This window comes from Bradyrhizobium sp. T-1 (genome assembly GCF_053592855.1).
The window spans coordinates 3521185-3544265 of sequence record NZ_CM132115.1; the positions used below are offsets into that span (position 1 = coordinate 3521185).

Genomic DNA, 23081 nt, shown 5'->3' on the forward strand with positions numbered 1-23081 from the left:
GAACGACGGACATGGTTCGTTCAGTCTGGAAAGGCCCGTTCGTCGAGGGTTCTCTGCTCAAGAAGGCAGATGCCGCGCGCGCGTCCGGCCGTCACGACGTCATCAAGATCTGGAGCCGTCGCTCGACGATCCTGCCGCAGTTCGTCGGCCTGACCTTCGGCGTCTACAACGGTCAGAAGCACGTGCCGGTGGCCGTCAACGAGGAAATGGTCGGTCACAAGTTCGGCGAGTTCTCGCCGACCCGGACCTTCCATGGCCACTCCGGCGACAAGAAAGCCAAGAAGGCTTGAGGATTAAACGATGAGCAAACCTAAGCGCGAACGGAGCCTCGCCGAGAACGAGGCCAAGGCGGTCGCCCGGATGCTGCGGGTGAGCCCGCAGAAGCTCAACCTGGTCGCCCAGCTCATTCGCGGCCGGAAGGCTTCCGCTGCGCTCGCCGACCTGCAGTTTTCGCGCAAGCGGATCGCGGTTGACGTGAAGAAGTGCCTGGAATCGGCTATCGCCAATGCCGAGAACAACCATGACCTCGACGTCGACGATCTCGTCGTGGCGCAGGCCTTCGTCGGCAACGGCCTCGTGATGAAGCGCTTTGCCGCCCGCGGCCGCGGCCGCTCGGGCCGTGTCTACAAACCATTTTCGCAGCTGACGATCATTGTTCGTCAGGTCGAAGCCGAAGCAGCAGCGGCTTAAGGGTCGCAGGAGAAAACGATGGGTCAAAAGATCAATCCGATCGGTCTGCGTCTCGGCATCAACCGGACCTGGGATTCCCGCTGGTTCGCCGGCAAGCAGGAATACGGCAAGCTGCTGCACGAGGACGTCAAGATTCGCGAGATCCTGCACAAGGAGCTCAAGCAGGCGGCCGTCGCCCGCATCGTGATCGAGCGTCCGCACAAGAAGTGCCGCGTCACCATTCACTCGGCTCGTCCGGGCGTGGTGATCGGCAAGAAGGGCGCCGACATCGACAAGCTTCGCAAGAAGGTCGCGGACATCACCTCGTCCGACGTCGTCATCAACATCGTCGAAATCCGCAAGCCGGAGCTCGATGCGACGCTGGTGGCCGAGTCGATCGCGCAGCAGCTGGAGCGCCGCGTGGCGTTCCGCCGTGCCATGAAGCGCGCCGTGCAGTCGGCGATGCGTCTCGGCGCGGAAGGCATCCGCATCAACTGCTCGGGTCGTCTGGGCGGTGCGGAAATCGCGCGCATGGAGTGGTACCGCGAAGGTCGCGTGCCGCTGCACACGCTGCGCGCCGACATCGACTACGGCGTTGCGACCGCGTTCACGACCTTCGGCACCTGCGGCGTCAAGGTCTGGATCTTCAAGGGCGAGATCCTCGAGCACGATCCGATGGCCCAGGACAAGAGAATGGCCGAAGGCGAGACGGGTGGCAGCGGTGATCGTGGTGGCCGTGGGCGCCGCGACAATGCTGCAGCCTAAAGCCGCACAGGAATTTGAGGGCTTAAAGCCATGATGCAACCTAAGAAAACGAAGTTCCGGAAGGCGCATAAGGGCCGCATCCACGGCGTCGCGTCTTCGGGCGCGACGTTGGCGTTCGGCCAGTTCGGCCTGAAGGCGACCGAGCCTGAGCGCGTCACCGCGCGCCAGATCGAAGCCGCCCGCCGCGCGCTGACCCGCCACATGAAGCGCGCCGGCCGCGTCTGGATCCGCGTGTTCCCCGACGTTCCGGTGTCGAAGAAGCCGGCCGAAGTCCGCATGGGCTCCGGCAAGGGTTCGCCGGAACTGTGGGTGGCCCGCATCAAGCCGGGCCGGGTGCTGTTCGAGATCGACGGCGTCAACACCCAGACGGCGCGTGAGGCGCTGACGCTGGCGGCCGCCAAGCTGCCGATCAAGACGCGCTTCGTCGAGCGCATTGCGGAGTAATGGCCATGGCCCAGATGAAGATCGAAGACATCCGCGCGATGAGCCCCGACCAGCAGGACGACGCCGTCCTGAACCTGAAGAAGGAGCGCTTCAACCTGCGCTTCCAGCGTGCCACCGGGCAGCTCGAGAACACCTCGCGCCTGCGCGAGGCCCGTCGTGACATCGCCCGGATCAAGACCGTCGCCGCTCAAGCGCGCGCGAAGAAGAAGTAAGGGGCTAACGGATATGCCGAAACGTACTTTGCAAGGCGTGGTCGTCAGCGACAAGACTGCCAAGACCGTCGTGGTGCGCGTCGATCGCCGCTTCACGCACCCGATCTACAAGAAGACGATCCGCCGTTCGAAGAACTACCACGCGCACGACGAGAACAACGAGTTCAAGCCGGGCGACATGGTGTGGATCGAGGAATCGAAGCCGATTTCGAAGTTGAAGTCCTGGATCGTGATCCGGGGCGAGCACAAGAAAACCGCCTGATCTGTTGGCCTTGGCCGACTGACTTCAGGGAAATGTTGAGCGCCGGCTAGGCTGGCGCAAAGAGAAAGAGGACGAGGTGCATCAATGATTCAGATGCAGACCAACCTCGACGTGGCCGACAATTCTGGCGCACGCCGTGTCATGTGTATCAAGGTGCTCGGGGGCTCCAAGCGCCGCTATGCCACGATCGGCGACATCATTGTCGTCTCGATCAAGGAAGCCATTCCGCGTGGCAAGGTGAAGAAGGGCGACGTGATGAAGGCCGTCGTGGTGCGTGTCCGCAAGGACATCCGCCGCGCCGACGGTTCGGTCATCCGCTTCGACCGCAACGCCGCCGTCCTGATCAATAATCAGTCCGAGCCGGTCGGCACCCGTATCTTCGGGCCCGTGCCGCGCGAGCTGCGCGCCAAGAACCACATGAAGATCATCTCGCTCGCGCCGGAGGTGCTGTGATGGCTGCGAAGATCCGCAAGGGCGACAAGGTCGTCGTGCTGACCGGTCGCGACAAGGGCCGCACTGGCGAAGTGTTCGAAGTTCGCCCCGACGCCGGCACGGCGCTCGTGCGCGGCATCAACATGGTCAAGCGTCATCAGAAGCAGACGCAGGCCCAGGAGGGCGGCATCATCTCGAAAGAGGCGCCGATCCAACTGTCCAATATCGCGTATGTCGGCAAGGACGGAAAGCCGACCCGCGTCGGATTCAAGATTCTGGCGGACGGCAAGAAGGTCCGCATCGCCAAGAGCTCGGGAGCTGAGATCGATGGCTGAGGCCGCTTACACCCCGCGCCTGCGCGCGGAATACGACGCGAAGATCCGCACGGCCATGACCGAGAAATTCGGTTATGAGAACGTGATGCAGGTTCCGCGCCTCGACAAGATCGTGCTGAACATGGGCGTTGGCGATTCGGTCAACGACCGCAAGAAGGCCGAGACCGCCGCTGCCGAGCTGACCCAGATCGCCGGCCAGAAGGCGATCGTGACCTATTCGCGTATCGCGATCGCGACCTTCAAGCTGCGTGAGAACCAGCCGATCGGCTGCAAGGTCACGCTGCGCAAGGCCCGCATGTACGAGTTCCTGGATCGCCTGGTGACGGTCGCGCTGCCGCGCGTCCGCGACTTCCGCGGCCTGAACCCGAAGAGCTTTGACGGCCGCGGCAACTACTCGCTCGGCATCAAGGAGCACATCATTTTCCCCGAGATCGACTTCGACAAGGTCACGGAAGCCCGCGGTATGGACATCACCGTCTGCACCACGGCCAAGACCGACGAAGAGGCGAGGGCCTTGTTGACCGCTTTCAATTTCCCGTTCCGGCAGTGAGACGCTGACCTAAAGCCTCTCAAACGCGGATACCCAGGAGCCAAGCATGGCAAAGAAGAGTTCAGTCGAGAAGAACAACCGGCGCAAGCGGATGGTGAAGAATGCCGCCCCGAAGCGCGAGCGCCTGAAGGCGATCATCGCCGACAAGACGCTGCCGATGGAGGAGCGGTTCGCCGCGACCCTGAAGCTCGCGGAAATGCCGCGGAATTCGTCGGCCACCCGCATCCGTCTGCGTTGCGAGCTGTCGGGCCGCCCGCGCTCGAACTACCGCAAGAACAAGCTGTCCCGTATCGCGCTACGCGACCTTGGCTCCAAGGGCATGGTCCCGGGCCTCGTGAAGTCGAGCTGGTAAGGAGGGTCGTTTAGATGTCTACGCACGATCCAATCAGCGATCTGATCACCCGCATCCGCAACGCGCAGATGCGTTCCAAGACCAAGGTGTCCACGCCCGGCTCGAAGATGCGCGAGAACGTGCTCGAAGTGCTGAAGAGCGAGGGCTACATCCGCGGTTACGCGACGCTCGAGCACTCCTCGGGCCGCAGCGAGATCGAGATCGAGCTGAAGTATTTCGACGGCGAGCCCGTCATCCGCGAGATCGAACGTGTCTCCAAGCCCGGGCGTCGCGTTTACGCCTCGGTGAAGAACCTGCCGCGGGTCAATAACGGACTCGGTATTTCGGTGTTGTCGACGCCGAAGGGGATCATGGCCGACCACAGTGCGCGTGAAGCGAACGTGGGCGGTGAAGTCCTCTTCACGGTGTTCTGAGAAGGATTTTTGATCCATGTCACGTGTTGGCAAAAGGCCTGTGGCGGTGCCGTCCGGTGTGACCGCGACCGTCGATGGGCAGACCGTCAAGATGAAGGGGCCGAAGGGCCAGCTTCAGTTCGTCGTCCATGACGATGTCGAGGTGAAGCTCGAGAGCGGCCAGATCAAGGTCAAGCCGCGGGCTGAGACCAATCGCGCGCGGGCGCTGTACGGCACCGCTCGCGCCCAGGTCGCGAATCTGGTCGAAGGCGTCACCAAGGGCTTCGAGAAGAAGCTTGAAATCACCGGCGTCGGTTACCGCGCCGCGATGCAGGGCAAGAACCTGCAACTCGCGCTCGGTTACAGCCACGACGTGGTCTATGCGATCCCGGAAGGGATCACGATTACCGTGCCGAAGCCGACCGAGATCACGGTGACGGGCAGCGACATTCAGCGCGTCGGCCAGGTCGCCGCCGAGATTCGCTCCTATCGTCCGCCGGAGCCCTACAAGGGCAAGGGCGTGAAGTATGTTGGCGAATTCATCTTCCGCAAGGAAGGCAAGAAGAAGTAACGGAGCCGGTCATGTCCAAAGCCAAGGTTACCAATGCCCGGCGCAAGCGGAGTGTGCGGCTGAAGCTGCGCCGCTCCGGTGGCGGTCGTCCGCGTCTGTCGGTGTTCCGCTCGTCCAAGCACATCTACGCTCAGGTCATCGACGACCTGAAGGGCGAGACGCTGGCCTCTGCCTCGTCGCTCGAGAAGTCGATGCGCGACGGCGGCAAGACCGGCGCCGATATCGATGCGGCGAAGGCGGTCGGCAAGCTGCTGGCCGAGCGCGCCGCCGAGAAGGGCGTCAAGGAAGTCGTGTTCGATCGCGGCAGCTACCTCTACCACGGGCGCGTCAAGGCTCTTGCCGACGCAGCGCGTGAGAGCGGGCTGAGCTTCTAACAGAATTTGAGGATTGAGGCGCAAGCCTCTGAAGGATTGGAAAAATGGCAGAACGCGAACAACGTGGTGGACGCGATCAACGCGGCGGCGGCGGACGTGAACGCAGGGAGCGCGAGGAGCGCGACAGCGAGTTCGTCGACAAGCTGGTGCACATCAATCGCGTCGCCAAGGTCGTCAAGGGCGGTAAACGCTTCGGTTTCGCTGCGCTGGTCGTGATCGGCGATCAGAAGGGCCGTGCCGGCTTTGGTCACGGCAAGGCGCGCGAAGTGCCGGAAGCCATCCGCAAGGCCACCGAATCCGCCAAGCGCAACCTGACCCGCGTGTCGCTGCGTGAGGGCCGTACGCTGCATCACGACATCGCCGGCCGTCATGGCGCGGGCCGTGTCTACCTGCGTGCAGCTCCGGCCGGTACCGGCATCATCGCCGGCGGTCCGATGCGCGCCGTGTTCGAGACGCTCGGCGTCCAGGACGTGGTGGCGAAGTCGATCGGCTCGTCGAACCCATACAACATGGTTCGCGCGACCTTCGATGCGCTCAAGCACCAGGACAGCCCGCGTTCGGTCGCGGCACGCCGCAACATCAAGGTGTCCACCCTTCAGGGTCGTCGCGTCGGCGGCGATGCCGAGGCGGCTGCGGACTAACCAACGCTTTTCGGAGTAGACCACGATGGCCAAGGACGCCGCTAAGTCCGCAAAGACGATCAAGCTTGAGCAGACCGGCAGCGCAATTCGCCGCCATCACTCGCAGCGCTCGACGCTGATCGGGCTCAAGCTCAACAAGATCGGCCGCACCAGCGAACTGCCGGATACCCCGGCGGTCCGCGGCATGATCGAAAAGGTTCACCATCTCGTTCGCATCGTCGACGAGAAGTAAAATTGCGCGCATGATCCCGAAAAGTGGATCCCGGTTTTCGGGCCAGATCATGCGCAAAACACAAGGAGCAGGGCGATGAAGCTCAGCGATATCGCCGACAACGCCGGCTCGCGCAAGAAGCGTATGCGCGTCGGCCGCGGCATTGGTTCGGGCAAGGGCAAGCAGTCCGGCCGCGGCGGCAAGGGCCAGACCGCGCGTTCGGGCGTGCGCATCAAGGGCTTCGAAGGCGGTCAGATGCCGTTGCATCGCCGTCTGCCCAAGCGCGGCTTCAACAACATCTTCCGCGTCGAGTACGCCGAGATCAATCTCGACCGTCTCCAGGATGCGGTCGATGCCAAGAAGCTCGAGGCCGGTGCCGTCGTCAATGTCGAGGTGCTGGTGAAGGCCGGCGTGCTGCGCCGCGCCAAGGCCGGCCTGCGGCTGCTCGGCCGCGGCGAGCTCAAGGCCAAGCTGAACATCGAAGTGCACGGCGCCACCAAGTCCGCGATCGAGGCGGTCGAGAAGGCCGGCGGTTCGGTGAAGATCCTCGCCCCTGCCAAGGAAGAAGGCGAGGCGGCGTAACAACTGCGTCATTGGCCCGCGCCTCGCGGGCCTTTGCGCATGCGGGACGATGGACTTATCGAAGCCGAAGCCCCAGATAATGTCCGGCGTCCGCTAGAATAGCCCGGCCGCGGGTATGACGGCGCAAAAGGCGGCGGGAGAAAGTCCAAAATGGCCTCAGCAGCGGAACAACTGGCAGCCAACCTGAATTTCGGCGCGTTTGCCAAGGCCGACGAACTGAAGAAGCGCATCTGGTTCACCCTGGGTGCGCTGCTCGTTTACCGGCTCGGAACCTACATCCCGCTGCCGGGCATCGATCCCAACATCTGGGAGCAGGTGTTCAAGTCGCAGGCAGGCGGCATCCTTGGCATGTTCAACATGTTCGCCGGCGGTGGCATCCACCGCATGGCGATCTTCGCGCTGAACATCATGCCGTACATTTCGGCCTCGATCATCATCCAGCTCCTCACCACCGTCTCGCCGCAGCTCGAGGCCTTGAAGAAGGAAGGTGAGGCGGGCCGCAAGACGCTGAACCAGTACACCCGCTACCTGACGGTGATTCTGGCCGCGTTCCAGTCCTACGGCATCGCCGTCGGCCTCGAAGGCGCCGGCAATGTCGTCAGCGATCCCGGCATGTTCTTCCGCCTCTCCACCGCGATCACGCTGACCGGCGGCACCATGTTCCTGATGTGGCTGGGTGAGCAGATCACCTCGCGCGGCATCGGCAACGGCATCTCGCTGATCATTCTCTCCGGCATCGTCGCCGAGCTGCCCGCGGCGCTCGCCAATATGCTCGAGCTCGGCCGTCAGGGCGCGATGTCGACCGGCCTGATCCTGATCGTGATCGTGATGGCGGTCGCCGTGATCGCCTTCATCGTGTTCATGGAGCGTGCGCAGCGCCGGCTCCTGATTCAGTATCCGAAGCGCCAGGTCGGCAACAAGATGTTCGAGGGCCAGTCCTCGCATCTGCCGCTCAAGCTCAACACCTCCGGCGTGATCCCACCGATCTTCGCGTCCTCGCTGTTGCTCTTGCCGACGACGGTTGCGAACTTCAACGCGGGCAGCGGGCCGGAATGGTTTCAGTGGATCACGACCCAGCTCGGCCACGGCCGTCCGCTGTTTCTGATCCTCTATCTCGCGCTGATCGTGTTCTTCGCGTTTTTCTACACCGCGATCGTGTTCAACCCGACCGAGACAGCGGACAATCTGAAGAAGCATGGCGGCTTCATTCCGGGCATCCGTCCGGGCGAGCGCACCGCTGAATATATCGACTACGTGCTGTCGCGTATCACCGTGCTCGGCGCGATCTATTTGGCGATCGTCTGCTTGATTCCGGAAATCCTGATCTCCTACGCCTCGGTGCCGTTCTACTTCGGCGGTACCTCGCTGCTGATCGTGGTCAGCGTTACCATGGATACGGTGGCGCAGGTGCAAGGCTATCTGCTGGCGCATCAGTATGAAGGCCTGATCCGCAAGTCGAAGCTGCGGGGCCGCCGCAGGTAGAGCCGCGGCGTGCTCTCAAGGCGGCGCGCCTGCGCCGCCGATTCGCCGCGCGAGGCGCCTTCGAAAAGCGATCGACAACCTTCCGCTCGCATCGGCAGAGCTGCTTCACTGCAGCGCAATCACTGATTTCAAAGCTCTTCTTGGCGTCCGGGCATTTGCTCCCCTATGATATGGGTAGCGGTGCGGCGCTGATTATGATTTGCACTGTTTCTGAAGTTTCAAACAATGGTGCGCGACGTATCGCTCACCAATCCGGGGGGCGTACGCCGATGAGAATTATACTTCTGGGACCGCCAGGATCGGGCAAGGGGACCCAGGCGCAGCTGCTGGTGCAGCGCTATGGCATCGTTCAGCTCTCGACCGGCGAGATGTTGCGCGCAGCGGTTGCGGCCGGGACGCCCGTCGGGCTGAAGGCCAAGGAGATCATGGCTGGCGGCGGGCTCGTTCCGGACGAGGTCGTGGTGGGGATCATCTCCGACCGCATCGATCAGCCGGATGCGAAGAACGGCTTTATCCTCGACGGCTTCCCGCGCACCGTGCCGCAGGCCGAGGCGCTGGATGACCTGCTCCGCCACAAGCACCTCAAGCTTGACGCTGTGATCGAGCTCCGCGTCAACGAGAGCGCGCTGCTGAGCCGCGTGGAGACCCGTGTTGCCCAGATGCGCGAGCGCGGGGAGGAGGTCCGGGTCGACGACACCCCGGAGGTCCTGACCCGCCGACTCGCCAGCTACCGAAGCCAGACGGAACCGCTGATTCACTACTATTCCGAGCGCCGGAAGCTCTCGACCATCGACGGTATGATGGCCATCGACGAGGTCACCCGCGCCGTCCACCGCCAGCTGCTGGCGCTGGGCGCGGTCGAGCCCAAGACACATGCCCGCAGCGCGGCCCAGGCGGCGCCTGCCAAGAAGGCGGCCAAAAAGGCCAAGGCAGCCAAGAAAACGGCGAAAAAGCCGGCGAAAGCGGCCAAGAAGGCTGCAAAACCAGCCAAACCCGCGAAAAAAGCCGGGAAAGGCGCCAAAAAGGCGGCCAAGAAGACCGTCAAGAAAGCCGTCAAAAAGACCGCCAAGAAGGCCGTCAAGAAGGCCGTCAAAAAAGGTTCGAAGAGGGGACCAAAAAAGGTCACGAAAAAGCGAGCTAAACGCTAGCGGCGGTTGACGTAAGCCCCCTGAATCCCTTAATAAGCCCCGCATCCAAGTCGGATAGTTTCAAACGATGCCGGGCCCCAGGAAGACCAGGGGTGGGCGTCGTGTTCGCGTTTGTGAACACCTGCCCGAGAAACATAAGCACTTAAAGCCCGATTCCTGACGAGGGATCGGCAACAGGAGAGAAGGCCGTGGCCCGTATTGCCGGCGTGAACATTCCGACCAACAAGCGCGTGCTGATCGCGCTCCAGTATATCCATGGCATCGGCCAGAAGATCGCTGGTGAGATCCTCGAAAAGGTGAAGATCCCCGAGGATCGTCGAGTCAATCAGCTCAGCGATGCTGAAGTGCTCCAGATCCGCGAAGTCATCGACCGCGACTATCTCGTCGAGGGCGATCTGCGCCGCGAAGTCGGCATCAACATCAAGCGTCTGATGGACCTCGGCTGCTACCGCGGCCTTCGTCATCGTCGCGGTCTGCCGGTGCGCGGCCAGCGCACCCACACCAATGCGCGTACGCGCAAGGGCCCGGCCAAGGCCATCGCCGGCAAGAAGAAGTAATTCGACGCGAATGGCGAATTGGGGGTGGCGAATGGATTCATTCGCTGCTCGCCATTCGCCACTCGCATTTTCACAGGTGTAGCCGCTGGCATTACGGCGGCGTTTGAGATCTCCAGGAAAGGTCATCAATGGGCAAGGAAGCCACCCGCGTTCGCCGTCGTGAGCGCAAGAACATCGCCTCCGGCGTTGCGCACGTGAATTCGTCGTTCAACAACACGACCATCACCATCACTGACGCGCAGGGCAATACGATTGCCTGGTCCTCCGCTGGCACGATGGGTTTCAAGGGCTCGCGCAAGTCGACCCCGTATGCCGCGCAGGTCGCCGCCGAAGACGTCTCCAAGAAGGCGCAGGAGCACGGCATGCGCACGCTGGAAGTCGAAGTCGCCGGTCCCGGTTCGGGCCGTGAGTCGGCGCTGCGCGCGCTGCAGGCCGCGGGCTTCACCGTCACCTCGATCCGCGACGTGACCACGATCCCGCACAACGGTTGCCGTCCGCGCAAGCGTCGGCGCGTCTGATACGAAGTTGCGGGCGCATCGTCGCCCGCAAAGCGTTTTTTAAGAAGCCGCGGGATTGATCTGCGGCCTTTCTCCAACGCCAGTATTTGAATTTTCAAATCGACTGGCCTGTATGGGTGAAACAGTGACGATCCAGAAAAATTGGCAAGAACTGATTCGGCCGAACAAGCTCCAGGTCACGCCCGGCGGCGACCCCTCGCGTTTCGCGACCATCGTTGCCGAGCCGCTCGAGCGTGGTTTCGGCCAGACGCTCGGCAATGCGCTGCGTCGCATCCTGCTGTCCTCGCTCCAGGGCGCGGCGGTGCAGTCGGTGCACATCGATGGCGTGCTGCACGAGTTCTCCTCGATCGCTGGCGTTCGTGAGGACGTCACCGACATCGTGCTGAACATCAAGGACATCTCGATCAAGATGCAGGGCGAAGGCCCCAAGCGCATGGTCGTGAAGAAGAGCGGCCCGGGCGTCGTCACCGCCGGCGACATCCAGACCGTCGGCGACGTCACCGTGCTGAACCCGGACCTGCAGATCTGCACGCTCGACGAGGGCGCCGAGATCCGCATGGAGTTCACGGTCTCGACCGGCAAGGGCTACGTGCCCGCCGAGCGCAACCGTCCCGAGGATGCGCCGATCGGCCTGATCCCGGTCGACAGCCTGTACTCGCCGGTCCGCAAGGTCTCCTACAAGGTCGAGAACACCCGCGAGGGTCAGATCCTCGACTACGACAAGCTGACCATGACGATCGAGACCAACGGCGCGATCTCGCCCGATGATTCGGTGGCTTACGCCGCCCGCATCCTGCAGGATCAGCTCAACGTGTTCGTCAACTTCGAAGAGCCGCGCAAGGAAGTCGCCCAGGAGATCATCCCGGACCTCGCCTTCAACCCGGCCTTCCTCAAGAAGGTGGACGAGCTCGAGCTGTCGGTGCGTTCGGCCAACTGCTTGAAGAACGACAACATCGTCTACATCGGCGACCTCGTGCAGAAGTCGGAAGCCGAAATGCTCCGCACTCCGAACTTCGGCCGCAAGTCGCTGAACGAGATCAAGGAAGTGCTGGCCCAGATGGGTCTGCATCTCGGCATGGAAGTGCCCGGCTGGCCGCCGGAGAACATCGACGAGCTCGCCAAGCGCTTCGAGGATCACTACTGAGAATTCGTCGTTCCGGGGCGGTGCGTAAGCATCGAACCCGGAACCTCGAGATTCCAGATCGTCGCTTCGCGCCGTCCGGAATGACTGACCAGGGCGAACGCAGGCAGCCCACCTGAGCAACATGTCCGACGAACCGTCGCGGCAGTTTTAAGTAAGGACTTCACACATGCGTCACGGCAAGGTTCATCGGAAGCTCAACCGCACGGCCGAGCACCGCCGCGCGATGTTCGCCAACATGGCGGCCGCGCTGATCAAGCACGAGCAGATCGTCACCACGCTGCCCAAGGCCAAGGAGCTTCGTCCGATCGTCGAGAAGCTCGTCACCCTCGGCAAGAAAGGCGGCCTGTCGATGCGCCGTCAGGCTATCTCCGAGATGCGCGACAAGGACCAGGTCAAGAAGCTGTTCGACGTGCTGGCGCCCCGCTACAAGGATCGCCAGGGCGGCTACACCCGCATCATCAAGGCCGGCTTCCGCTACGGCGACAACGCCGCGATGGCCGTGATCGAGTTCGTCGACCGCGACGTCGATGCCAAGGGCCAGGATTCGGGTCCGGTGCAGGCGAAGGAAGCCGAGGCGGCGTAAGCCGGACGGCATGAAGTTTTCAGAAAGCGGCGCCCAAGGGCGCCGTTTTTTTGTATGACACGGCCATTTTCTCATGCCGCGCACGATGATTTTGCAGGGACGGTTTTTGTCTGGGGGATCTGATGAGGACTGCGATTGCCGCTGCACTCGTGCTGCTGACCTCGCCGGCCATGGGCGAGACCCTGGCCGAGCGCGGCGCCTATCTCGTCAATAGCGTGATGGTCTGCCACAACTGCCACACGCCGCGCGGGCCGCAAGGGCTCGATCTCTCGCGCGCACTCTCCGGCGGCAGTCAGGTTTTTGACGTGCCCGCTTTCAAGGTCTCCGGTTCCAACATCACGCCTGACAAGGACACCGGCATCGGCAATTGGAGCGATGCCGAGCTGAAGCGTTTCCTCGTCAGCGGTGTCAGGCCGAACGGCACCAAGGTCGCGCCGATCATGCCGACCGCGTTCTACACGGTGCTCACGGCCCACGATCTCGACGCGCTCGCAGCTTACTTGCGCGCGGTGTCGCCGGTGCGCCGCGAGATGCCGGCGCCGGAATACAGGATCGCCTTGAAGCCGGAGATGCCGACCTATGCCGGCAAGCAGGCGAGCGAGCAGGAACTCTCCGACAAGCTCGCGCGCGGGCGCTATCTGCTCACCATCGCCCATTGCCTCGAATGCCACACGCCGGAAGGCCCGTCCGCCGTGCACGATTTCACCGCGGCGACCGGCAAAGGCGGTCGCACCTTCAAGGGCCCATGGGGCGAGTCCGTCTCACCCAACATCACCTCAGATCCCGTGGCAGGCCTCGGGCAGTGGGGCGACGACGAAATCAAACGTGCGATTGCGCAAGGCATTGCGCGTGACGGTCGCAAGCTCAAGCCGCCGATGGCATATGCTGCTTATGCCAGCATGACGCCGCAGGATCTCGATGCCATCGTCGCGTTTGTTAGAACGCTGCCGCCCAAGAAATAGCTGCCGTAGGGTGGGGCAAAGGCGCAAAGCGCCGTGCCCGCCATCTCACTCTAATAGCGACGAAGTCATGGGCACGGCTGCGCTTTGCCCGCCCTACAAGTCCGTTATTGCGGTGACAGATACTCACGCGTCGGTGAGCAGTGATTGCGCCTGCCGGTGCAGCGCACGATATCCGCTTCAGCATCAATGGAGATGATTATGAAGATCGACCTTTCCGGAAAGACCGCCCTCGTGACCGGCTCGACCGCCGGCATTGGCCACGCCATCGCCAAGGGCCTTGCGGGCTCGGGCGCGAGCGTGGTGATCAACGGGCGCGGCCAGGACAAGGTCGATGCGGCCGTGCGCAAGCTGGAAGGGACGGGTGCCAAGGTTCGCGGCATCGCCGCCGACGTCTCGACCGCGGCAGGATGCGCCGCGCTCGTGGCGGCGCTCCCGGACGTCGACATCCTCGTCAACAATGCCGGCATCTTCGAGCCAAAAGACTTTTTCGACATTCCGGACGAGGACTGGAGCCGCTTCTTCGAGGTCAATGTGATGAGCGGCGTGCGGCTGTCGCGTGCGTATATGAAGGGTATGCTCAAGCGCAACTGGGGCCGCATCGTCTTCATCTCCTCGGAGTCAGGGCTCAACATTCCCGTCGAGATGATTCACTACGGCATGAGCAAGACGGCTCAGCTCGCGGTCGCGCGAGGCCTCGCGCAGCTCACCCGCGGCACCGGCGTTACCGTCAACTCAGTGCTTCCTGGCCCGACGATGTCCGAGGGCGTGGAGACCTTTGTGAGGGATCTCGCGAAGCAGAACGGTCAGTCGGTCGACGAGGCCGCCGCCAATTTCGTCAAGCAGCACCGTCCGAGCTCGCTGATCCAGCGCTTTGCCAGCGTCGACGAGATCGCCAATATGGTGGTCTACGTCGCCTCCAAGGAAGCCTCCGCCACCAACGGTGCGGCGCTTCGCGCAGAAGGCGGCATCGTCAATACGATCGCCTAGCCGGCGACATCTGCTCATCCGGGAAGGCGAGGCGCGCGGGGCGCGCCGCCTTTATCGCGCCATGAATGGAACCCTATCTTCCGGCGTTCAACCTCCGGGGGAAACCGATGTTCAGACCGCGATACTTGTTTTTGTTTGTGTTCTTGGCCCTTGCAACGATCTTGCCGCATGGCATCGCGAAGGCCGACCAGCCGTTTCAGCGCTTCCTGCCCCTTCTGGTTGATCTGAGTGGATGGCAGGGCGGCAAAGCGGACGGCATGTCGATGCAGATGTCCGACACCAGCATGACGACTGCGACCCGTGACTACGAGCGCAGCGGGGCCAAGATTCATGCCATCATCATGGTGGGCCAGAGCGCCGAGGGCGCATTGGCTCCGCTTCAGAGCGGCATGAATCTCCAGACGCCGGAAGGGCATATGGTCACGACGACCGTGCGCGGCGTGCCCGTTTTGAAGGCCTTCAACACCAAGGACAAGTCGGGCAACCTGATGGTGGCACTCGACAAGAACGCGATGTTCAATTTCGCCTATGAGGGCCTGGCCGAGGAAGAGGCCCTGGCGCTGGCGGACAAGTTCGACTGGAAGGCGCTTCAGGCCGCAGCCCAGAAGCAGTGATCTGGGGAGATCGCGTAGGGTGGGTGGGCCCACCCTACGCGGTCATATTTACCACCCCTCCAGCACGATCTTGCCGCGCGACTTGCCGCTCTCGAGCAGCGCGTGCGCGCGTTTGAGATTGGCTGCGTTGATCGTGCCGAAGGTCTGATCGAGCGTAGTGCGCAGCACGCCCTTGTCGATGAGGTCGGCGACGTCGTTGAGCAGATGATGCTGGGCGATCATGTCGGGTGTCTGGAACGAGGAGCGCGTGAACATCGATTCCCAGTGCACCGAGAGCGCCTTGCCCTTGAAGGTGCTCATGGCGAATTCCGGGGGATCGTCGATCAGACCGAAGCGGCCCTGCGGCGCCATCAATTCCGCGATGCCCTTGTAGTGTTGATCCGTGAAGGTGAGACTCGCCACCAGTGCGACCGGCGGCAGCTTCAGCTTCTCGATCTGCTCCTTCATCGGCTTGCCGTGATCGATCACCGCATGGGCGCCGAGATCGAGGCACCATTTCTGCGACTCCGGCCGCGTCGCAGTCGCGATCACGGTGAGACCGGTGAGGCGGCGGGCGAGCTGGATCAGGATCGAGCCGACACCGCCGGCGCCGCCGGTGATCAAGAGCGTGCGCGGATCGACGCTCTTGCCGGGGACCGCGCCGAGGCGGTCGAACAGCAATTCCCAGGCGGTGATGGAGGTGAGGGGAAGGGCGGCGGCCTGCGCGAACGAAAGCGATTTCGGCTTGTTGCCGACGATGCGTTCGTCGACCAGATGGAATTCGGCATTGGTGCCCTGGCGCAGGATCGAGCCGGCATAGAACACCTCGTCGCCAGGCTTGAACAATGAGACCTCCGGGCCGACGGCATCGACCACGCCGCCGGCGTCATAGCCGAGAATCTTGGTCTCGCCCTCCGGCGGGGCGGCGCGCTTGCGCACCTTGTAATCGACCGGGTTGGCCGAGATTGCCTTCACGGCAACACGGATGTCGCGTCCTTTGGGCTCTGGCTTGGCGGTCTCGAAATCGATCAGCGCGTCCTGATCCTCGATCGGAAGCGATTTTTTGTAGCCGACGGCCTTCATGACTTGTCTCCATCAGATGGCGTATTCGCCTGCCACCCTAACTGTCGCTCTGGCTCCCGTTTGGCAAGTACTGTAAATTCGGGGATATAGTCCCTGTTTGGATACTATTGGGAAAACATAGATGAAACGGCGCAATTTTGCCCGGCGTCCGGGCTGCTCGGTCGAGGCGACGCTGGACCTGATCGACGGCAAATGGAAGGGCGTGATCCTCTATCACTTGCAGAGCGGCACCCAGCGCTTCGGCGAACTGCGCCGCCGGATGCCCGGCATCACCCAGCGCATGCTGACGAAACAGCTGCGCGCGCTGGAGGAGGACAAGCTTGTCGTTCGCAAGGTCTATGCCGAAGTGCCGCCGCGCGTCGAATACTGCCTCTCCGAGCTTGGCGAGAGCCTCAAGCCGGTGATCGATATCCTCAAGGCCTGGGGCGAGAGTCATCAGCAGCGGCTGTCCTCTGCGCCGCCGCCGGTGGTCGTGAAGAAGCCGAAGCGGGCGGCGTGAATATTTGAAGGACGCCGGCGTTCTTTACCTCTCCCCAGCGGGGAGAGGCTGAATTGCGAAGCAATTCGGGTGAGGGCGCGCCGCTATCCTCTATCGTGCGTAACCCCTCACCCGCGCCTTCGGCGCGACCTTTCCCAATGGGAGAGGTGTCGAGCCTCAGAACGCGACCTGCGTGCGCATCGCCACTGCATTGAACGTCGAGCCCGCATTCACCGCGGAGGTGGCGCTCGCCTGCTTGGAGATATCGCCATGCAGATAGTCCAGCATGAAGCGAACGTTGTTGTTGACGTACCAGTTCAGCGCGGCGGTGTAGATGGTTTGCCGTCCACCCGCGATGCCGGCCGCGGTCGCGAGCTGATCGTTCAGGTTCATCGTGCTCACGCGTCCGGCGATTTCCCAGGCGCCCCAGCCGCCACCGGCGAGTGAGAAAGGATTGGCCGGCTTGATGCCGCCGTAGGAGGCCGTCGCAGGATTGTAGGCGCGGCTCTCGCCTGTCAGGACGTAGCCGACCTGCGCGTAGCCGCCATCGAATTTCAGGCTCGACGCGCCGACCGGCGGCAGACCCGTATTCGCCGTGCGGTCGACATTGAACCAGTAATATTCGCCCTGTGCGATGAAGGAGCCATAGGTCGCGGCCGCCTCGACGCCGTAGACCTGGGCGCCTGAGACGTTCGCGATCGCGCCGGTCGAGATCAGCGTCGTCGGGTCGATCCGCAGCTCCGGCCGGTCACTGAGCGTCAGCGTTTGCGCCTGCGTCACCAGATTGCGCGGCGGCTGGATCAGCCATTCGGCGTCGGCGCCGATATGCACCGAATAGCCGTTGCCGCTGATCGGGTTGCCGGCGATGCGGGCGACCGCGCCATATTGCTCGCTGGTGCCGGGCGGGGAGACGCTGGAGGCGGAGTGGATCTGGCCCGTGGTCGGTCCGGTGACGTAGGCTCCCATCCAGAGCTGGTCATTCCACCAGCGGGTACCGACGGCCGAGCGGAAGTCGCCGGCCGCGATGTTCTGCGCGATGATGCCCGCCGAGGCGCGCTCCATGAACATGATGTCGTTGGAGCTGGTGGATTCGTCGAGCGTCCAGGGGATGTCCATCACGCCGGCTTCGATCGCCATCTTGCCGCCGAACGGCTTGAGCCCTGCGTAGCTCAGATAGGCGTTTTCGATGCCCGACGTCCCGCCACCCGGAAGGAAGCCGACCGAGGTGGCGCCGGCCGCGCCGGTACCGCCAAAGCCGTCGGCCGTGCCGCCAAAGTCGTAGATCAAGGCGTAATTCCAATCGCCGAAGAACTTGCCGACGATGCCGATACGCGCACGTCGGACGTTCTCGCCGCTGTCGAGCTTCTGCGGCACTGTTGAAGCCGTGTCGGGACGGTAGTTGTATCCGCCGACGTCCCAGTGCACGCGGCTGGTGATGGCAACGCAGTTCTGCTCGTCTGCAGTGCAGATGGTCGGCCGGTTGTTCGGCATCGTTACCACGACGCCGGACGGGGCTACCGGGCCCTTGACCGGAATTGCCGCGTTGGCGTTTGCGACGGCAGCCTTCGCCTCCGAGCGCGCTTCAGCCTTGGCCTCGGCCTTCGCCTCGGCTCTGGCTTTCGCCGTGGCCGCCGTGTTTGCGGCGGTCTGGTTCTGAAGCTTGTCGAGCTTCTGCTCCAGCATCTTCAACTGCTGCTTCAACAGCGCGATTTCCTGCTCGCTGTTGCTTGCCGATTGGGCCTGGGCCTGTGAGGCCGCCAGCGCACCGGCGAGACCAATCGCCGTGACTGCAATCCTTGTTTTGCTCACGTCATGACTCCATCGTTTGACGAACTTCCCCAAGTCGAGAACGGGAGAGCCTAGAAGCGATCGATGACTGCCCCGCGACGATGTGCGTTCGGCTGCGCGGTTCCCACTGATGCCAATTCGCCGCAACCGAATCCGCCCGGGATGAGAATGCAGGATGACGGGCATCATGCCAATCCACCGCCCCAAGCAAATTGTGATTCCGCACGCAAAGCTTGTGCGCCCGAAGCGCCGGAGGAGGGCTGAATATTGCCGCTCGGCGCCCTTCTATTGGAGGGCGAACGCGCCTATATTCCGGCGTCTTTTCCAAGAGGTAGGAATGTTTCGATCGATCCCGACTGCCGTCGTCACGGCATTGTGCATAGCCTTTTCGGCCCACTTCAATCCGACTGCCGCGCAGGACCGTCGCGTGCCGTCGTCGCAGGCCGAGCTGCGGCTGTCCTATGCGCCGATCGTGCAGCGGGTGCAGCCGGCGGTCGTCAACGTCTATGCCGCCAAGGTGGTGCAGAACCGCAATCCGTTGCTGGACGATCCGCTCTTCCGCCGCTTCTTCGGTGTGCCGGGCCAGCAGCAGGAGCAGGTGCAGCGGTCGCTGGGGTCGGGCGTGATCGTCGATGCGTCCGGGCTCGTCGTCACCAACGTCCATGTCATCGAGGGCGCCGACCAGGTGAAGGTGTCGCTGTCGGACAAGCGCGAGTTTGAGGCCGAGATCGTGCTGAAGGATTCCCGCAGCGATCTCGCCGTGCTGCGTCTGAAGGACACCAAGGAGAAGTTTCCGGCGCTCGAATTCACCAATTCTGATGAGTTGATGGTCGGCGATGTCGTGATGGCGATCGGCAATCCCTTCGGTGTCGGCCAGACCGTGACGCACGGCATCATCTCGGCGCTGGCGCGTACGCAGGTCGGCATCACCGACTACCAGTTCTTCATCCAGACGGACGCTGCGATCAATCCAGGCAATTCCGGCGGCGCGCTGGTCGACATGAACGGCCGGCTCGCCGGTATCAACACTGCGATCTACTCGCGCTCCGGCGGCTCGCAGGGCATCGGCTTTGCGATCCCCGCCAACATGGTGCGCGTCGTCGTCGCCTCCGCCAAGAGCGGCGGCACGGCGGTGAAGCGGCCGTGGCTCGGTGCGAAGCTGCAGGCGGTGACGCCCGAGATCGCCGAGAGCCTCGGCCTGCGTTCGCCGACCGGCGCACTGGTCGCGAGCGTCGTTCCCAACGGTCCTGCGGCGAAGGCCGGGTTGAAGTCGTCCGATCTCATCACCGGCATCGATGGCCAGGTCGTGGATGATCCCAACGCCTTCGACTACCGTTTCGCCACCCGTCCACTCGGCGGTGCCGCGCAGATCGACGTGCAGCGCGGCGGCAAGCCGCTCAAGCTGGCGATCGCGCTCGAGACCGCGCCGGACAGCGGCCGCAATGAGCTCGTCATCACCACGCGTTCGCCGTTCCAGGGCGCAAGGATCTCCACCATCACGCCGGCGGTGGCCGACGAGCTGCATCTCGATGCCGACACCGAGGGCGTCGTCATGACCGACATCGGCGATGGTACGGCGGCGCAAAATGTCGGCTTCCAGAAGGGCGACATCATCCTGTCCGTGAACAACCAGAAGATTGCCAAGACCAGCGACCTGGAGAAAGCCGCCAAGGAGCAGCCACGGCTCTGGCGTATCGCGCTGGTGCGCGGCGGTCAGCAGATCAACGTTACGCTGGGCGGATGAGTCCGAAGCGACCACAGGAGACGCCAACTCTCTTTGCCGCGGCGGGGCTCGATCACGAGGCCCCGCATCCGCTGCCGGACCGGCTGCGGCCGCGTGCGTTGTCGGAGGTCGTCGGCCAGGATCATATCCTTGGCCCCGACGGCGCGCTGACACGCATGCTGGAGACGCGCACGCTCGGTTCTCTGGTGTTTTGGGGCCCGCCCGGCACCGGCAAGACCACGGTGGCGCGGCTCTTGGCGGATGCCACCGATCTGCATTTCGAGCAGATCTCGGCGGTGTTCTCCGGCGTCGCGGACCTCAAGAAGGCGTTTGATGCCGCACGTGCGCGCCGCGAGATGGGCAAGGGCACGCTGCTGTTCGTCGACGAGGTGCATCGCTTCAACCGCGCCCAGCAGGATTCGTTTCTGCCTGTCATGGAGGACGGCACCGTGGTGATGGTCGGCGCCACCACGGAGAATCCGTCCTTCGAGCTCAACGCGGCGCTTTTGTCTCGCGCGCGCGTGCTGGTGTTTCGCTCGCTCGACGCCGCCGCGATCGAAAAGCTGTTCGTGCATGCCGAGCAAGTCGAGGGCCGCAAGCTGCCGCTCGACGCGGAGGCGAGGGCGGTGCTGGTGCGCATGGCCGACGGCGATGGCCGCGCATCCCTGACGCTCGCCGAAGAGGTCTGGCGTTCGGCGCGGGCGGACGAGATCTTCAACGCTGCGCAGCTGCAGGATATCCTGCAACGCCGGGCGCCGATCTACGACAAATCCGCCGACGGCCATTACAATCTGATCTCGGCGCTGCATAAATCGGTGCGCGGCTCCGATCCCGATGCGGCGCTGTATTACCTTGCCCGCATGTTGGACGCCGGCGAGGATCCGCTGTTCCTGGCCCGCCGCGTCGTGCGCATGGCGGTCGAGGACATCGGGCTTGCCGATCCGCAGGCGCTGGTCATCGCCAATGCGGCGAAAGACGCTTTCGACTTCCTCGGCCATCCCGAGGGCGAGCTCGCGATCGCGCAGGCCGTCGTTTATCTTGCCACCGCGCCGAAATCGAACGCGGTCTATACGGCTTTCGGCTCGGCGATGCAGGTCGCAAAACAGGCCGGCTCTCTGCTGCCACCAAAGCACATCCTGAACTCGCCGACCAAGCTGATGAAGTCCGAAGGCTATGGCGCAGCTTACGAATACGATCACGACGCCCCCGACGCCTTTTCCGGCCAAGACTACTTCCCGGAGGCTCTGGGGCGCCAGACCTTCTACGACCCGCCGGAGCGCGGTTTCGAGCGCGAGATCCGCAAGCGGCTGGATTATTGGGCCAAGCTGCGCAAGGAGCGGGGTGGAAAGTAGGCGCTTCGATCAAGTTTACTATTTACGTAACTCGTAAATCCTGCTTAGATTTAGGCAATGATCGTCAGCTACCGCGACAAGCGCACCGAGCGATTTGCCGCTGGCCAGCACGTCAAGGAATTCACAGGATTTGCCAGGCAGGCAGAGACGCGCCTCGACAGGTTAGACGCGGCGACCAGTCCGGCCGATTTGGCGGCATTGCCCGGCAATCGACTTGAATCCCTAAAGGGCGATCGCGCTGGACAGTTCTCGATCCGGATCAACGATCAATGGCGAATCTGCTTCGGTTGGCCGGAGGGATCGCCCGGTCCAATCGATGTTGAGATCATCGACTATCACTGAAGGAAGTTTATGCCCCGCACGCCTATTCATCCCGGCGAACAGCTTGCCGAAGAGCTGCACGAACTCGGCATTACCGCCGCCGAGCTGGCGCGCCAGATCGACGTGCCGGTCAATCGCATCACCGGTATCATCAACGGACAGCGCGGCGTTACCGCCGATACGGCCCTGCGCTTGGGCCACTGGTTTGGTACGAGTCCGCAGTTCTGGATGAACCTGCAACAGCAATATGAGCTGCGACTGGCGGAGAAAGAGGTGGGCGCGAAAGTTGCGTCGCTGCCCCGCCGCGCCAACGCGCAGTCGACACGAAAGCTTGGAAAAACCGCATGAGTCGTCGCATCAAGAGAATGAACCCGCAGCCTCGGGACCGCGATGAGCGCAAGGAATCGCGTCCATTCAAGGCGCGGAGCGCGAAGAAGGCTGGGCCGCGCCCGGGTGGCAAGCCGCCGCGCTTTGCGGGCGAGCGCGCCGAGCGGCGTCCGCCCAAGGCTAAGCTCGAGAGGGCTGAAGTGGAAAGGGCCGCGCCGGCCAAGTCCGTCGAGGCGCTGTTGCCGACCAAGGTGCAGACCGTCACGGTGACGGCTGACGAGAATAATATGCGCGTCGATCGCTTTCTCGAAGCGCGGTTTCCCGGCCTGTCGTTCTCCCACATTCAGCGCGTCGTGCGTAAAGGCGAGCTGCGCGTCGACGGCAAGCGCGTCGACAGCAAGGATCGCCTGGAGGAGGGCCAGAGCGTTCGCATTCCGCCGCTCAAGCTCGACGCGCCGAAGGTTGTCGGCGAGCTCTCGGAGGCCGCGCAGAAGACGCTCAAGGCGCTGAAGGAGATGACGATCTACGAGGACGACGACGTCCTCGTCCTGAACAAGCCCGCCGGACTCGCCGTGCAGGGCGGCTCGGGCATGACGCGGCACATCGACCAGATGCTCGAGGTGATGCGCGATTCCAAGGGCCAGAAGCCGCGTCTCGTGCACCGCATCGACCGCGAGACCTCTGGCTGCCTGCTGATCGCCAAGACGCGCTTTGCCGCCTCGCATCTGACCGGGGCATTCCGCTCGCGCTCGGCACGAAAAGTCTATTGGGCGCTGGTGCCGGGCCTGCCGAAGCCGAAGCAGGGCCGCATCTCGACATTCCTTGCCAAGGAGGAGAGCGAGGACGATACCATCATGCGCATCGCCCAGCATGGCGACGAGGGCGCCAGCCACGCGGTGACCTATTACGCGGTGGTCGAGACCGCCGGCAACAAGCTGACCTGGGTGTCATTGAAGCCCGTGACGGGTCGTACTCACCAGCTGCGCGCCCACATGGCCCATATCGGCCATCCCATCGTCGGCGATCCCAAATATTTCAACATCGAGAACTGGCAGCTGCCGGGCGGCCTGCAGAACCGGCTACACCTGCTCGCGCGCCGCATCGTCATCCCGCATCCGCGCGGCGGCGTGATCGACGCGACCGCGCCGCTGCCGCTGCACATGCAGCAGTCTTGGAATCTGCTCGGGCTGGATGCAAGCCGGTTCGATCCGATCGAGAACGCGCCGGAGGAGTAGGGTTTCCG

General features: G+C 63.3%; 33 protein-coding genes. 31 read left to right on the forward strand and 2 right to left on the reverse strand.

Annotation, left to right across the window (positions count from 1 at the left end; genetic code table 11):
- Positions 1-11: 11 nt before the first annotated feature.
- The 25 genes from rpsS (at position 12) to ACWAT4_RS16925 (ending at position 14787) form a co-directional block, all read left to right on the forward strand.
- Positions 12-290, forward strand: coding sequence for a 30S ribosomal protein S19 (gene rpsS, locus ACWAT4_RS16805; RefSeq protein ID WP_008136357.1), 279 nt, complete (start codon positions 12-14; stop codon positions 288-290).
- A gap of 10 nt (positions 291-300) precedes the next feature.
- Entirely contained in the window at positions 301-690 is a 390-nt protein-coding gene (gene rplV, locus ACWAT4_RS16810; RefSeq protein ID WP_057745488.1) for a 50S ribosomal protein L22, read from the forward strand.
- An 18-nt stretch (positions 691-708) separates the two neighbouring features.
- A complete protein-coding gene (gene rpsC, locus ACWAT4_RS16815; RefSeq protein WP_128951223.1) occupies positions 709-1434 on the forward strand; it encodes a 30S ribosomal protein S3 in 726 nt (241 codons plus the stop codon).
- Positions 1435-1464: 30 nt separating this feature from the next.
- The gene (gene rplP / locus ACWAT4_RS16820) at positions 1465-1878 is read left to right on the forward strand and encodes a 50S ribosomal protein L16 (RefSeq protein ID WP_449730950.1); all 414 of its coding nucleotides are present in this window, start codon (positions 1465-1467) and stop codon (positions 1876-1878) included.
- 5 nt (positions 1879-1883) lie between these two features.
- Complete coding sequence (gene rpmC, locus ACWAT4_RS16825) at positions 1884-2090, forward strand: 50S ribosomal protein L29 (RefSeq protein ID WP_027535297.1); 207 nt, start codon at positions 1884-1886, stop codon at positions 2088-2090.
- A gap of 13 nt (positions 2091-2103) precedes the next feature.
- Positions 2104-2352 (forward strand): 30S ribosomal protein S17, encoded by a 249-nt coding sequence (gene rpsQ, locus ACWAT4_RS16830; protein WP_212301601.1) that lies wholly within the window; start codon positions 2104-2106, stop codon positions 2350-2352.
- 84 nt (positions 2353-2436) lie between these two features.
- On the forward strand, positions 2437-2805 hold the full coding sequence (rplN, locus tag ACWAT4_RS16835; RefSeq protein WP_007603030.1) for a 50S ribosomal protein L14: 369 nt from the start codon (positions 2437-2439) through the stop codon (positions 2803-2805).
- Positions 2805-3119 (forward strand): 50S ribosomal protein L24, encoded by a 315-nt coding sequence (gene rplX, locus ACWAT4_RS16840; protein WP_011088142.1) that lies wholly within the window; start codon positions 2805-2807, stop codon positions 3117-3119. Before rplN ends, rplX begins: the two co-directional genes overlap by 1 nt.
- Entirely contained in the window at positions 3112-3669 is a 558-nt protein-coding gene (gene rplE, locus ACWAT4_RS16845) for a 50S ribosomal protein L5 (protein ID WP_212301600.1), read from the forward strand. Before rplX ends, rplE begins: the two co-directional genes overlap by 8 nt.
- 46 nt (positions 3670-3715) lie before the next feature.
- On the forward strand, positions 3716-4021 hold the full coding sequence (rpsN, locus tag ACWAT4_RS16850) for a 30S ribosomal protein S14 (protein ID WP_057745473.1): 306 nt from the start codon (positions 3716-3718) through the stop codon (positions 4019-4021).
- Positions 4022-4035: 14 nt separating this feature from the next.
- Entirely contained in the window at positions 4036-4434 is a 399-nt protein-coding gene (rpsH, locus tag ACWAT4_RS16855) for a 30S ribosomal protein S8 (RefSeq protein WP_188104669.1), read from the forward strand.
- Between the two features lie 16 nt (positions 4435-4450).
- Positions 4451-4984, forward strand: a complete 534-nt coding sequence (gene rplF / locus ACWAT4_RS16860) for a 50S ribosomal protein L6 (protein WP_212301599.1) — start codon at positions 4451-4453, stop codon at positions 4982-4984.
- Positions 4985-4995: 11 nt separating this feature from the next.
- On the forward strand, positions 4996-5358 hold the full coding sequence (rplR, locus tag ACWAT4_RS16865; RefSeq protein WP_007603036.1) for a 50S ribosomal protein L18: 363 nt from the start codon (positions 4996-4998) through the stop codon (positions 5356-5358).
- Positions 5359-5402: 44 nt separating this feature from the next.
- The gene (rpsE, locus tag ACWAT4_RS16870) at positions 5403-5999 is read left to right on the forward strand and encodes a 30S ribosomal protein S5 (RefSeq protein WP_092228454.1); all 597 of its coding nucleotides are present in this window, start codon (positions 5403-5405) and stop codon (positions 5997-5999) included.
- Between the two features lie 25 nt (positions 6000-6024).
- Positions 6025-6231, forward strand: a complete 207-nt coding sequence (gene rpmD, locus ACWAT4_RS16875; protein WP_092294155.1) for a 50S ribosomal protein L30 — start codon at positions 6025-6027, stop codon at positions 6229-6231.
- A 75-nt stretch (positions 6232-6306) separates the two neighbouring features.
- Complete coding sequence (rplO, locus tag ACWAT4_RS16880; RefSeq protein WP_449730951.1) at positions 6307-6792, forward strand: 50S ribosomal protein L15; 486 nt, start codon at positions 6307-6309, stop codon at positions 6790-6792.
- Positions 6793-6942: 150 nt separating this feature from the next.
- Positions 6943-8274, forward strand: a complete 1332-nt coding sequence (gene secY, locus ACWAT4_RS16885) for a preprotein translocase subunit SecY (protein ID WP_212301597.1) — start codon at positions 6943-6945, stop codon at positions 8272-8274.
- 269 nt (positions 8275-8543) lie between these two features.
- Positions 8544-9422: an adenylate kinase gene (locus ACWAT4_RS16890; RefSeq protein WP_449731220.1), complete on the forward strand. Its 879-nt coding sequence runs from the start codon at positions 8544-8546 to the stop codon at positions 9420-9422.
- A gap of 188 nt (positions 9423-9610) precedes the next feature.
- Positions 9611-9979 (forward strand): 30S ribosomal protein S13, encoded by a 369-nt coding sequence (gene rpsM / locus ACWAT4_RS16895; RefSeq protein WP_014494511.1) that lies wholly within the window; start codon positions 9611-9613, stop codon positions 9977-9979.
- A 128-nt stretch (positions 9980-10107) separates the two neighbouring features.
- Positions 10108-10497 (forward strand): 30S ribosomal protein S11, encoded by a 390-nt coding sequence (rpsK, locus tag ACWAT4_RS16900; RefSeq protein WP_007603045.1) that lies wholly within the window; start codon positions 10108-10110, stop codon positions 10495-10497.
- Between the two features lie 112 nt (positions 10498-10609).
- Complete coding sequence (locus tag ACWAT4_RS16905) at positions 10610-11641, forward strand: DNA-directed RNA polymerase subunit alpha (protein WP_212301596.1); 1032 nt, start codon at positions 10610-10612, stop codon at positions 11639-11641.
- Between the two features lie 166 nt (positions 11642-11807).
- Positions 11808-12224 (forward strand): 50S ribosomal protein L17, encoded by a 417-nt coding sequence (gene rplQ / locus ACWAT4_RS16910; RefSeq protein ID WP_057745449.1) that lies wholly within the window; start codon positions 11808-11810, stop codon positions 12222-12224.
- Between the two features lie 122 nt (positions 12225-12346).
- Positions 12347-13186 (forward strand): c-type cytochrome, encoded by an 840-nt coding sequence (locus ACWAT4_RS16915; protein ID WP_212425064.1) that lies wholly within the window; start codon positions 12347-12349, stop codon positions 13184-13186.
- A gap of 198 nt (positions 13187-13384) precedes the next feature.
- Positions 13385-14173 (forward strand): SDR family NAD(P)-dependent oxidoreductase, encoded by a 789-nt coding sequence (locus tag ACWAT4_RS16920; protein WP_212425063.1) that lies wholly within the window; start codon positions 13385-13387, stop codon positions 14171-14173.
- A 137-nt stretch (positions 14174-14310) separates the two neighbouring features.
- Positions 14311-14787: a hypothetical protein gene (locus ACWAT4_RS16925; RefSeq protein ID WP_449731221.1), complete on the forward strand. Its 477-nt coding sequence runs from the start codon at positions 14311-14313 to the stop codon at positions 14785-14787.
- 48 nt (positions 14788-14835) lie between these two features.
- On the opposite strand, the gene ACWAT4_RS16930 is transcribed toward ACWAT4_RS16925, so the two are convergent.
- Positions 14836-15849, reverse strand: coding sequence for a zinc-binding alcohol dehydrogenase family protein (locus ACWAT4_RS16930; protein ID WP_449730952.1), 1014 nt, complete (start codon positions 15847-15849; stop codon positions 14836-14838).
- A 121-nt stretch (positions 15850-15970) separates the two neighbouring features.
- Here ACWAT4_RS16930 and ACWAT4_RS16935 point away from each other — a divergent pair, with 121 nt between their 5' ends.
- Positions 15971-16348: a winged helix-turn-helix transcriptional regulator gene (locus tag ACWAT4_RS16935; RefSeq protein WP_449730953.1), complete on the forward strand. Its 378-nt coding sequence runs from the start codon at positions 15971-15973 to the stop codon at positions 16346-16348.
- Between the two features lie 156 nt (positions 16349-16504).
- Here ACWAT4_RS16935 and ACWAT4_RS16940 read toward each other — a convergent pair whose 3' ends face one another.
- Positions 16505-18136 (reverse strand): OprO/OprP family phosphate-selective porin, encoded by a 1632-nt coding sequence (locus tag ACWAT4_RS16940; RefSeq protein WP_449730954.1) that lies wholly within the window; start codon positions 18134-18136, stop codon positions 16505-16507.
- Positions 18137-18452: 316 nt separating this feature from the next.
- On the opposite strand from ACWAT4_RS16940, the gene ACWAT4_RS16945 reads away from it, so the two are divergent.
- Genes ACWAT4_RS16945 through ACWAT4_RS16965 form a run of 5 tightly spaced genes read left to right on the forward strand, consistent with a single transcriptional unit; the run spans position 18453 to position 23073 of the window.
- Positions 18453-19859, forward strand: a complete 1407-nt coding sequence (locus ACWAT4_RS16945; RefSeq protein ID WP_212301590.1) for a DegQ family serine endoprotease — start codon at positions 18453-18455, stop codon at positions 19857-19859.
- On the forward strand, positions 19856-21190 hold the full coding sequence (locus ACWAT4_RS16950; RefSeq protein ID WP_212301589.1) for a replication-associated recombination protein A: 1335 nt from the start codon (positions 19856-19858) through the stop codon (positions 21188-21190). The genes ACWAT4_RS16945 and ACWAT4_RS16950 overlap by 4 nt, the downstream gene beginning before the upstream one ends.
- Positions 21191-21247: 57 nt before the next feature.
- Positions 21248-21532, forward strand: coding sequence for a type II toxin-antitoxin system RelE/ParE family toxin (locus ACWAT4_RS16955; RefSeq protein ID WP_212301588.1), 285 nt, complete (start codon positions 21248-21250; stop codon positions 21530-21532).
- Positions 21533-21541: 9 nt separating this feature from the next.
- Positions 21542-21859 (forward strand): HigA family addiction module antitoxin, encoded by a 318-nt coding sequence (locus ACWAT4_RS16960; RefSeq protein WP_212301587.1) that lies wholly within the window; start codon positions 21542-21544, stop codon positions 21857-21859.
- Positions 21856-23073 carry an RluA family pseudouridine synthase gene (locus tag ACWAT4_RS16965; RefSeq protein ID WP_449730955.1) on the forward strand — a complete coding sequence of 406 codons (1218 nt, stop codon included), beginning with the start codon at positions 21856-21858 and terminating at the stop codon, positions 23071-23073. Before ACWAT4_RS16960 ends, ACWAT4_RS16965 begins: the two co-directional genes overlap by 4 nt.
- Positions 23074-23081: the final 8 nt, after the last annotated feature.

Excerpts from the sequence above, each read along its gene's own strand:
- rpsS (WP_008136357.1), top strand. The coding sequence starts at position 12 with ATGGTTCGTTCAGTCTGGAAAGGCCCGTTCGTCGAGGGTTCTCTGCTC.
- rplV (WP_057745488.1), top strand. The coding sequence starts at position 301 with ATGAGCAAACCTAAGCGCGAACGGAGCCTCGCCGAGAACGAGGCCAAG.
- rpsC (WP_128951223.1), top strand. The coding sequence starts at position 709 with ATGGGTCAAAAGATCAATCCGATCGGTCTGCGTCTCGGCATCAACCGG.
- rplP (WP_449730950.1), top strand. The coding sequence starts at position 1,465 with ATGATGCAACCTAAGAAAACGAAGTTCCGGAAGGCGCATAAGGGCCGC.
- rpmC (WP_027535297.1), top strand. The coding sequence starts at position 1,884 with ATGGCCCAGATGAAGATCGAAGACATCCGCGCGATGAGCCCCGACCAG.
- rpsQ (WP_212301601.1), top strand. The coding sequence starts at position 2,104 with ATGCCGAAACGTACTTTGCAAGGCGTGGTCGTCAGCGACAAGACTGCC.
- rplN (WP_007603030.1), top strand. The coding sequence starts at position 2,437 with ATGATTCAGATGCAGACCAACCTCGACGTGGCCGACAATTCTGGCGCA.
- rplX (WP_011088142.1), top strand. The coding sequence starts at position 2,805 with ATGGCTGCGAAGATCCGCAAGGGCGACAAGGTCGTCGTGCTGACCGGT.
- rplE (WP_212301600.1), top strand. The coding sequence starts at position 3,112 with ATGGCTGAGGCCGCTTACACCCCGCGCCTGCGCGCGGAATACGACGCG.
- rpsN (WP_057745473.1), top strand. The coding sequence starts at position 3,716 with ATGGCAAAGAAGAGTTCAGTCGAGAAGAACAACCGGCGCAAGCGGATG.
- rpsH (WP_188104669.1), top strand. The coding sequence starts at position 4,036 with ATGTCTACGCACGATCCAATCAGCGATCTGATCACCCGCATCCGCAAC.
- rplF (WP_212301599.1), top strand. The coding sequence starts at position 4,451 with ATGTCACGTGTTGGCAAAAGGCCTGTGGCGGTGCCGTCCGGTGTGACC.
- rplR (WP_007603036.1), top strand. The coding sequence starts at position 4,996 with ATGTCCAAAGCCAAGGTTACCAATGCCCGGCGCAAGCGGAGTGTGCGG.
- rpsE (WP_092228454.1), top strand. The coding sequence starts at position 5,403 with ATGGCAGAACGCGAACAACGTGGTGGACGCGATCAACGCGGCGGCGGC.
- rpmD (WP_092294155.1), top strand. The coding sequence starts at position 6,025 with ATGGCCAAGGACGCCGCTAAGTCCGCAAAGACGATCAAGCTTGAGCAG.
- rplO (WP_449730951.1), top strand. The coding sequence starts at position 6,307 with ATGAAGCTCAGCGATATCGCCGACAACGCCGGCTCGCGCAAGAAGCGT.
- secY (WP_212301597.1), top strand. The coding sequence starts at position 6,943 with ATGGCCTCAGCAGCGGAACAACTGGCAGCCAACCTGAATTTCGGCGCG.
- ACWAT4_RS16890 (WP_449731220.1), top strand. The coding sequence starts at position 8,544 with ATGAGAATTATACTTCTGGGACCGCCAGGATCGGGCAAGGGGACCCAG.
- rpsK (WP_007603045.1), top strand. The coding sequence starts at position 10,108 with ATGGGCAAGGAAGCCACCCGCGTTCGCCGTCGTGAGCGCAAGAACATC.
- ACWAT4_RS16905 (WP_212301596.1), top strand. The coding sequence starts at position 10,610 with ATGGGTGAAACAGTGACGATCCAGAAAAATTGGCAAGAACTGATTCGG.
- rplQ (WP_057745449.1), top strand. The coding sequence starts at position 11,808 with ATGCGTCACGGCAAGGTTCATCGGAAGCTCAACCGCACGGCCGAGCAC.
- ACWAT4_RS16915 (WP_212425064.1), top strand. The coding sequence starts at position 12,347 with ATGAGGACTGCGATTGCCGCTGCACTCGTGCTGCTGACCTCGCCGGCC.
- ACWAT4_RS16920 (WP_212425063.1), top strand. The coding sequence starts at position 13,385 with ATGAAGATCGACCTTTCCGGAAAGACCGCCCTCGTGACCGGCTCGACC.
- ACWAT4_RS16930 (WP_449730952.1), bottom strand. The coding sequence starts at position 15,849 with ATGAAGGCCGTCGGCTACAAAAAATCGCTTCCGATCGAGGATCAGGAC.
- ACWAT4_RS16935 (WP_449730953.1), top strand. The coding sequence starts at position 15,971 with ATGAAACGGCGCAATTTTGCCCGGCGTCCGGGCTGCTCGGTCGAGGCG.
- ACWAT4_RS16945 (WP_212301590.1), top strand. The coding sequence starts at position 18,453 with ATGTTTCGATCGATCCCGACTGCCGTCGTCACGGCATTGTGCATAGCC.
- ACWAT4_RS16950 (WP_212301589.1), top strand. The coding sequence starts at position 19,856 with ATGAGTCCGAAGCGACCACAGGAGACGCCAACTCTCTTTGCCGCGGCG.
- ACWAT4_RS16955 (WP_212301588.1), top strand. The coding sequence starts at position 21,248 with ATGATCGTCAGCTACCGCGACAAGCGCACCGAGCGATTTGCCGCTGGC.
- ACWAT4_RS16960 (WP_212301587.1), top strand. The coding sequence starts at position 21,542 with ATGCCCCGCACGCCTATTCATCCCGGCGAACAGCTTGCCGAAGAGCTG.
- ACWAT4_RS16965 (WP_449730955.1), top strand. The coding sequence starts at position 21,856 with ATGAGTCGTCGCATCAAGAGAATGAACCCGCAGCCTCGGGACCGCGAT.